We start from the raw sequence: 7,636 nt of genomic DNA, 5'->3' as shown, positions 1-7,636 counted from the left end.
CGACCACGGCCGCGACGGTGAGTTCGCTTTCCTCGTGATGGAGCTGGTGGAGGGCGGCACGCTGCGTGAACTGCTACGCGAACGTGGTCCGATGCCGCCGCACGCCGCAGCGGCCGTCGTGCGTCCGGTACTCGACGCGCTCGGCACGGCACATCGCGCAGGGTTGGTTCACCGCGACATCAAGCCAGAGAACATCCTCATCTCCGACAGCGGTGATGTGAAGATCGCCGATTTCGGACTCGTCCGTGCGGTCGCCGCGTCCAATGCGACGTCGAGCAGTGTGATTCTCGGCACGGCGGCATACCTGTCGCCTGAGCAGGTCACGACCGGTTCGGCCAACGCAGGAAGCGACGTCTACGGGGTCGGTGTCGTGCTGTTCGAGTTGCTCACCGGCCGAACACCGTTCAGTGGAGACACCTCGCTGTCCATCGCCTACCAACGCATCGACAACGATGTTCCCCGGCCGGGCCACTTCATTGCGGGCGTCCCCCCAGAGTTCGACGAGCTGGTTGCTCGGGCGACCGTCCGTGACCCCGCGGGCCGTTTTCAGAACGCCGACGAGATGGCACGTGCGCTCGGTGGCGTGTGCTCGCGGCTCGAGCTTCCGCCGTACCGGGTACCCGCCCCGCGTCGATCGGCCGAGCATCTCAGCGCCGCCGCACTGGGGGCACCCACCACGTTCGCCGGCCGCGAATCTGCCGGGTCTCATGCACCTCCCACCGAAGTGGTGTCGCCGCCGCCTGCCGGCGTGCAGCACACCCGGGTACAGACAGCGCCCACTCATCGCAGCGGCGACGACCTCGTCGAGCGGAACGGGGTCGACCGGAACGGCGGCGAGGACATCGGCCGCGACAGCGGCGGCAACGACGCCCCACCGCCGCGTCACGTCGGGCGCCGACAATACGAGTTCCCGGATTTCGACGCCGACAGGCAACGCTCCCGTCGCGCCATCGTCGTGTGGCTGACCATCGTGGCTTTGCTCGCGGTGCTCGTCGGCCTCGGTGGGTGGTGGATGGGTTCGGGGCGGTACACGACGGTGCCCGAGGTCGGCGGGCTCGACCTGATGGGCGCCGAAAGCGCGCTGGCCGCTGCCGACCTGACCACCGAGATACGCGGTACCTACTCCGACACGGCACCAATCGATACCCTCATCGGCACCGATCCGACGTCGGGTGCGCAGGTCGGGCGAGGCGACACCGTTGATCTGTTGGTGTCCCTGGGCCAACCGACCGTTCCGGACATTGCACCGAACATCAGCGTCGGCGACATGCAGGATCAGTTGCGTGAGCGAACTTTCGCTCCGACCGACGGCGGGGAAGCCTTCAGCACCACCGTGCCGGTCGGCGGCGTCGCCGCTTTGGAGCCACCACCCGGAACTGCGTTGGCGGTGGGCGCCACGGTCGCGGTACTGCGTTCGAAGGGCGCTCCTCCGGTCGATGTTCCCGACGTCGGGGGAATGTCCGAGGACGAGGCCGTCGCGACGCTTGCGTCGGTCGGAATATCGGTGTCGGGCACGGACATCGCATTCGACGAGAAAACGGACGGCGGGAAGGTCGCGGGCACGTCACCCGCTGTCGGCACCAGCGTGCGCGCCGGAACGGGTGTGCGCCTTCAGGTATCCGACGCCATCACGGTGCCCTCGCTGCTCGGACGGTCCGTCGGGTCGGCTCGCGAACAACTCGATCGACTCGAACTCGGCGCACAGGTACGGCAGGTGTTCGACACGGACGGATCCATCGTCGTCTCGCAGACGCCGGGCCCGGGCACCAGAGTGGCCCCGGGCTCGACGGTCACCGTCGTGTCTCTTCCCTGAGGGTCAGTCGCGAAGCATTTCCGCGACGAGGAAGGCCAGTTCGAGCGACTGCTGCGTGTTGAGCCGTGGATCGCATGCCGTCTCGTAACGACCGGAGAGGTCCAGATCGGAGATTTCCTGCGCGCCACCGAGGCACTCTGTGACGTTGTCCCCGGTCAGTTCGACGTGGATTCCACCGGGGTGGGTCCCGAGGCTGCGGTGGGTCTCGAAAAAGCCCTGGACTTCGTCGACGATGCGGTCGAAGTGTCGGGTTTTGTAGCCGGTCGACGCCTCGTGTGTGTTGCCGTGCATCGGGTCGCATTGCCAGATGACCTGATGCCCGGTTGCCTGGACCTTTTCGATGATGGGCGGCAGCAATTCGCGAACCTTGCCGTTGCCCATGCGGGAAATCAACGTCAATCGTCCGGGCTTGTTGGTCGGGTCGAGCCGTTCGACGTACTCGACGGCCATGTCCGGCGTGGTGGATGGGCCGATCTTCAGCCCGATCGGGTTGTTGATCAGTTCGGCCAGAGCGATATGGGCGCCGTCGAGCTGGCGGGTACGGTCACCGATCCACAGGAAGTGCGCCGACAGGTCGTACAGCTTGGGATGGTCGGCGTTTGCGTCGTCCAGGCGAAGCATTGCGCGCTCGTAATCGAGTACGAGGGCTTCGTGACTGGCGAAGATCTGCGCCGTTTCGAGGTTCGGATCCGTCACTCCGCATGCGTCCATGAAGCGGAGACCGCGATCTATTTCGCCCGCGAGTGCTTCGTAGCGGGCGCCTGCCGGTGAGCTGGCGACGAACTCGCGGTTCCAATCGTGCACCTTGTGCAGGTCGGCCATACCGGCGCCGGTGAGGGCGCGCACGAGATTCATTGCGGCGCTGGCGTTCGCGTACGCACGCACCAACCGCGACGGGTCGTGCCGACGGACGGATTCTTCGGCGACGAGGGAGTTGACCATGTCGCCGCGGTACGACTTGAGGCCGAGGGCGTCGACGTCCGCCGAGCGGGGCTTCGCGTACTGGCCTGCGATGCGGCCGACCTTGACCACGGGCATGGAGGCGCCGTAGGTAAGCACGACGGCCATCTGCAGAAGCGTTCGAATGTTGCCCTTGATGTGGGGCTCGGTGTTGTCGACGAATGTCTCGGCGCAGTCACCGCCCTGCAGCAGGAATGCCTCTCCGCGAGCGACCGCGGCTAGCTGGTCCGACAGCGCCTCGACCTCGCTTGCGACGGTGATCGGAGGAACGCTCTCGAGCACCTTGCGCATATCGGCTGCCTGGCCCGCGTCCCACGACGGCTGCTGCGCCGCGGGCCTCGCCAGAGCGTCGTCGAGTTGCTGGCGCAACGTCGGGGGCAACGGTGGGAGTTCGGGCAAGCGGTCGATGGGTACGTCGACAGTCCAGTTCACCCGATCAGGATATTCGCTCCCGGTCACGAGTCGGCGCTCGGGCCGTCGGGTCAGGCCTGCGCCGCCTCGATCGCACGGAATTTGGCCAGGTTGTGCCGCGCGTCGGCGAGGGCGTCGTGCGCATCGTCGGGCGCCGGGGGGAGATACGGACTACCCCTGTCCTCCCAGCGCTGCCGCATCTCACGAGTGAATCTCGGCAGCGAACGCGGCAGTTCGGTCATCGAACCCCAGAGCTGACAGAGTGCGACGTGATCGTACGCGGCGACCCATGCCCACAGTTCGACCTCGGCCCCGGGGTGGGGCACCAGGAACTCGAGCAGCTCGTCGCGGATCCGGGCGCGGCTTTTCCACAGCGGCGACGAGTACGGTGGCAGCTTCGGCAGTACGTTGCGCCGGACCCAGGTACCGGCGCGCTCGGGGTCGAACTCGGACGAGACAGCATAGAATTCGCGGCCGTCCTCGGACACCACACCGATCGAGACCAGCTCGATTGTGCGACCATCCTCGATGAACTCGGTGTCATAGAAGTAACGCACGCCGCACAGACTATCGAAGTGCTACCCAGCCCTACCCGGCGCAGCCAGTGCTTTCCAGCGCAGTACACAGAAGGAACGAAGTTGACGTCATCGCAGACCCCCGCTCCCGCGGAACCGACAGCGCCGACGCTTCGGCATCGGGTAGCGCCCACCGTGACGGTGATCGTGTGCTTCGTGGTCATGGTGGCCGCGTTGGCGGGCATCGCGTACAACATCTTCGGCCTACCCGGCCTGCGTGACCTCCCGGCATTGGCCAATTACTACCGGATCGATCTCGACGTCTACCGGATCGGCGGCGAGGTGTTCGCCTCCGGCAGTCCGCTGTACGGCCAGATGCCGCCCACTGCGCTGGGCAACACCCTCCCGTTCACCTATCCCCCGATTGCCGCGGTGTTGTTCGCGCCGCTGTCGCTGGTGTCGTTGTTCACGGCGGGTCTCGTCGTGACTGTTCTGTCGTTGACGGCGCTGTTCTTCACCATCGTTCTGACGCTCCGCTCGCTCGGCTACTCGCCGAGGACTCTTTTGCTGTGGACTGCAGTGGCGGTGTTCGCGGCGTCGATGATTCTGGAGCCCGTCTTCTCGACGCTCGACTACGGACAGATCAACATCATCCTGATGGCATTCGTCGCGGCCGATTGCCTGCCTCGAAAGACCCCGTGGCCGCGCGGTGTACTGATCGGGTTCGTCGCTGCGGTCAAGCTCACGCCCGCAGTGTTCGTTCTGTACTTTCTGTTGCGCAAAGACTTTCGTGCGGCGATCACTGCCGGCATCGGCTTCTTGGCGTTCACCGCGCTGGGTTTTGTCATCACCCTCTCGGACTCGTTCACCTACTGGACCGACACCCTCATCGACTCCGATCGCATCGGGCGGCCCGCGTACCCGGCGAACCAGAGCATCACTGGCGTCCTCGCCCGAATGGGCCTCGACGACACGGTGCGTTCCGGCGTATGGATCGTGCTCTCCTGCTGCCTACTTGCGGTTGCCGCCGTGGCCATGCGTCGTGCATTCGCAGCACACGAAGCCGCCCTGGCGCTGAGCATCAACGCATTGTTCGGCTTGCTGGTCTCGCCTGTGTCCTGGTCTCACCACTGGGTATGGGTTGTACCGTTTCTCGTCACGCTGGCCACGCTTGCATATCGCAGGCGCAACTACCCGGTGCTGGCGTTCGTCGCGCTCGGTGCTCTGTTGCTGCACTTCGCACCGCACTGGCGATTGGCACCCGGCCGCAGCTCAGGCCTCGACTGGCCGGTGTGGGATCAGGTGGCCGCGTCCTCGTATGTGTGGTGGGGACTTGCGGCGATCGTCCTCGTCGCAGTCGTTCCGTGGCAGAACATTCCCGGGGATCAGCGAGCGCGAGAGGGAACCATAAAAGCGCCGGGCGCCACCGCGTGAACGGCGGCACGCCTGCGTGAAGCCGATCAGCTGGCCTTGGTGTCCGGCATCCGACCGGTCGTCGACGCGGGGCACGCGCTCTGCGGCATGGGCTCGCTCTTGTCGGCCGAGTTCTTCGACGATCGAGCAGGCTTCTTCAGCGATGCTGCATATACGTCGACGTATTCCTGACCGGAGAGCAGCATCAGCTCGTACATGACCTCGTCGGTCACAGCCCGCTCGACGAAGCGGTTACCCGACAATCCCTCGAATCGGGAGAAGTCGATCGGCTTGCCGACCTTGATGGTGATCTTCGCCGGCCGCCAGACCTTCGATCCGATCGGGTTCATCTTGTCGGTCCCGATCATCGCGACGGGCACGACCTGTACCCCGGTCTGCAGTGCCAGGCGTGCCATTCCGGTTTTGCCCTTGTACAGCCGACCGTCCGGCGAGCGAGTGCCCTCCGGATAGATGCCGAGGAGCTTGCCCTTCTCGATGACCCGGACGCCTGCGTTCAGAGCGTCCTGCGCAGCGTCGGCGCCAGTTCTGTCGATGGGGACCTGGCCGACCGCGGTGAAAAACCACTTTTGGAACGCCCCTTTGAGACCGGGGCCGGTGAAGTACTCGCTCTTCGCGAGGAAAGTGATCCGCCGCGACACCTTCAGCGGAAGATAGAACGAATCCAATACCGCCTGATGATTGCTCGCCAGAATTACCGGCCCGCGCGCCGGGATGTTCTCGAGCCCTTCGATCGTGGGCCTACCCAGAGCGGTCAGGAGCGGACCGATGAGGACGTACTTGAACAGCCAGTACCACATGGCGTCCTTCCTGAATTCTCTCTTCGCCCTGTCAGGTTCAGAGGAGACTGTACCTACTGTTTATGACCCCAACCACAGCAATCGAGCAGTGGCGACGGAGCTCACATTCAGGGTCGGCGCGACGGTGTCAGAAACTCCGATCGGGCCAGATCGGCTGCACCGATCATCCCTGCGGCCTCACCGAGCTGCGTGCTTCTGATTCGGGCAAGCGGGCGGTGCCCAGCCCCGGTCAGTAACCGCGAATAGTGCTCTTGGGCCTCGTCGATGAACTGGCTCGACGACGTGGCGACACCGCCTGCGATGACGATGAGGTCGGGGTCGTACACGTCACTGACCATGGCAAGCCCGACACCCAACCAGCGAGCGAAGTCCTGCATGGTTCGACGGCCGATCTCGTCACCGTCCTGCGCCGCGGATGCGATTCGCCTACCGGTCAGCGAGCCGGGGTCGAGGAAAACCTCGCGCGCAAGGATGGTCGACGAGCCAGGGTCGGCGGCGAGCAACTCCACTGCAGTATCGACCAAAGCCGTTCCGCTGCAGTACCTTTCCCAACAACCACGCTTTCCGCACGGGCACGCTCGACCCTCCTGGACCACCTGAATGTGTCCCAATTCCGGTGCCACACCGTAACTCCCGCGGTAAATGCGACCATCGATGAGAAGTGCGGCGCCGATACCCGTTCCGATGGCGACCATGACCACGTTTCGCCCGTCGGCGGCGGCGCCGAAGCGATATTCGGCCCACGCCGCGGAATTGGCGTCGTGTTCCAGCAACACGGGGAGGCCGATCCGTTCGCTCATCTGTCTCGCCACCGGCGTGTCGACCCACGGAAGATGCGGAGCAAAGCGCACAGCGGTGCGGTCGGAGTTGATGAAGCCTGCCACGGCGAGGCCGACTGCCGAGACGGGGTGTCGCGCAGCCAATTCCTGAACGGCCCGATCGAGCCCGTGTTCGAGGGCCTGCGCGGAATGAGGTGTCGGCGACTGCGTCGAGTCGATGACCTGTCCGCGGCCGTCGACAACCGAAGCCCGCAGGCTGGTTCCGCCGACGTCGATGCCGATCGTGAGAGCATCCCGATGCCGCTTCATTGTCCGACCTTCCTCGGCCGTCCCCCAACGGCGTACGAACTCGTCGCGACCAGTCCTTCGACCGGCCCCTACTCGTGACGACCTTCACGTTCCGCTGTGGTCGAATTCTTCACGGTAACGGTAATGGGTACGAATTTCGCGCGTCGGACTACCGGGTCAACCGTGTCGGTTGCGACAGTCCGGTCGCCACTATGAAATGCACCACTGCCGCCGGTGGGCTGACCCTCACGCGGCGCTTCGGGAGCAGAACGAGTGGCGTCCGACGAGTCGGTAGTGCGCGGGGAGTGCTCGGCCACGAGTTGCCGAAGGAGAGCAAGAATCGTGGCACTCTCGCTGGCCAGGAGCGTGAGCAAATCGTGCTGCTCGCCTCGAACGAGCGCAGCCAACGCGCACACCGGACACCAGGTACAGCCCTGCTGCGGACGTTGCGATTGCCCGCCTGGGTCCGGGGAAGCTTGGCCGGAGATGTCGACGGCTTGTCGCAGCATCGGTTCGATCCGCGCCAGCACCGTCTCGGCCAGAGACCACAGCTCCGCCGCGACATCGGAATGTTCGCTACCCACCTACCGCCTGCCTCTCATGCCGGCCAGACCGAGGGGTCCGGACGGAAACGCAGCA

7 protein-coding genes are annotated in these 7,636 nt (G+C 65.2%); 3 read left to right on the top strand and 4 right to left on the bottom strand.

The window, feature by feature from the left end; all coding sequences use genetic code 11:
• On the top strand, positions 1-1,813 hold a 1,813-nt coding region (locus WBQ44_RS09525; protein ID WP_495566459.1), incomplete at its 5' end, for a Stk1 family PASTA domain-containing Ser/Thr kinase.
• 3 nt (positions 1,814-1,816) lie between these two features.
• Here WBQ44_RS09525 and WBQ44_RS09520 read toward each other — a convergent pair.
• Together WBQ44_RS09520 and WBQ44_RS09515 are read right to left on the bottom strand one after the other, a co-directional pair.
• Positions 1,817-3,205 (bottom strand): class II 3-deoxy-7-phosphoheptulonate synthase, encoded by a 1,389-nt coding sequence (locus tag WBQ44_RS09520; protein ID WP_495566458.1) that lies wholly within the window; start codon positions 3,203-3,205, stop codon positions 1,817-1,819.
• Positions 3,206-3,255: 50 nt separating this feature from the next.
• Positions 3,256-3,741 (bottom strand): polyadenylate-specific 3'-exoribonuclease AS, encoded by a 486-nt coding sequence (locus tag WBQ44_RS09515; protein WP_495566457.1) that lies wholly within the window; start codon positions 3,739-3,741, stop codon positions 3,256-3,258.
• 180 nt (positions 3,742-3,921) lie between these two features.
• Between WBQ44_RS09515 and WBQ44_RS09510 the strand changes: the two genes are divergently transcribed.
• Positions 3,922-5,133 carry a glycosyltransferase 87 family protein gene (locus WBQ44_RS09510; RefSeq protein WP_495566460.1) on the top strand — a complete coding sequence of 404 codons (1,212 nt, stop codon included), beginning with the start codon at positions 3,922-3,924 and terminating at the stop codon, positions 5,131-5,133.
• Between the two features lie 26 nt (positions 5,134-5,159).
• On the opposite strand, the gene WBQ44_RS09505 is transcribed toward WBQ44_RS09510, so the two are convergent.
• Complete coding sequence (locus WBQ44_RS09505) at positions 5,160-5,930, bottom strand: lysophospholipid acyltransferase family protein (RefSeq protein ID WP_495566456.1); 771 nt, start codon at positions 5,928-5,930, stop codon at positions 5,160-5,162.
• A gap of 107 nt (positions 5,931-6,037) precedes the next feature.
• Positions 6,038-7,018 (bottom strand): ROK family protein, encoded by a 981-nt coding sequence (locus WBQ44_RS09500; protein ID WP_495566455.1) that lies wholly within the window; start codon positions 7,016-7,018, stop codon positions 6,038-6,040.
• Positions 7,019-7,209: 191 nt separating this feature from the next.
• Here WBQ44_RS09500 and WBQ44_RS09495 point away from each other — a divergent pair.
• Positions 7,210-7,636: hypothetical protein (locus WBQ44_RS09495; RefSeq protein ID WP_495566454.1), on the top strand; the 427-nt coding region annotated here is incomplete at its 3' end.

The organism is Rhodococcus sp. (in: high G+C Gram-positive bacteria), from assembly GCF_049591685.1.
In the GTDB taxonomy this organism is placed as follows: Bacteria; Actinomycetota; Actinomycetes; order Mycobacteriales; family Mycobacteriaceae; genus Rhodococcoides.
This window is presented reverse-complemented; position numbering and strand designations above follow the sequence as displayed.